This is a genomic window from Peribacillus sp. SIMBA_075 (genome assembly GCF_046534585.1).
In genome coordinates, this window is sequence record NZ_JAWRYN010000115.1 from 1 (window position 1) to 516 (window position 516).

Consider the following 516-nt stretch of genomic DNA (forward strand, 5'->3'; position numbering starts at 1 on the left):
ATATAGTTCAAATTCAGCTACGGCAGCATAATATTCATCCACGAAATCAAACATTTCGTTGACTTCTACTCGGAAAAACCGATACGTAACCGGTTCTTCAAACTGCCCCTCATGAATTATCATAGATTCGTCTTCCACAATCGTTCCAGAATTGGAATGGGCAATTTCATCAAAATGAAGGCCATCTAAACTTCCTTTTATCGTAACTTTTTGCGTTCGGTTAACGGTAAGCGAAAATCCGTTCGACTCCATATATCCAACTACAACCCATTGATTAATTTCGTGTGGGCCTCCTAGATCTACCTGTATCCAGGGCGGATTTGTTTCGATGGTACAAACATTAGAGGCCACATGGTAACAAGACTGTACTTGTTCCGACTCCCAACGCTCAGTCCAAGTCTCACCAAAAGGACTCCGATTACCATCGACAGCGTACTCTGGGCTGTAGTGTATATCACCATTGTCTATATACAAAGAGGAGGATGCCGTCGTTTGCTTCCCCAATGCCACATTGCT

1 protein-coding gene is annotated in these 516 nt (G+C 43.0%); it reads right to left on the minus strand.

Annotation, left to right across the window (positions count from 1 at the left end):
* A partial coding sequence (locus SB775_RS27390; RefSeq protein ID WP_410864281.1) for a discoidin domain-containing protein occupies positions 1 to 516 on the minus strand: 516 nt, incomplete at both ends.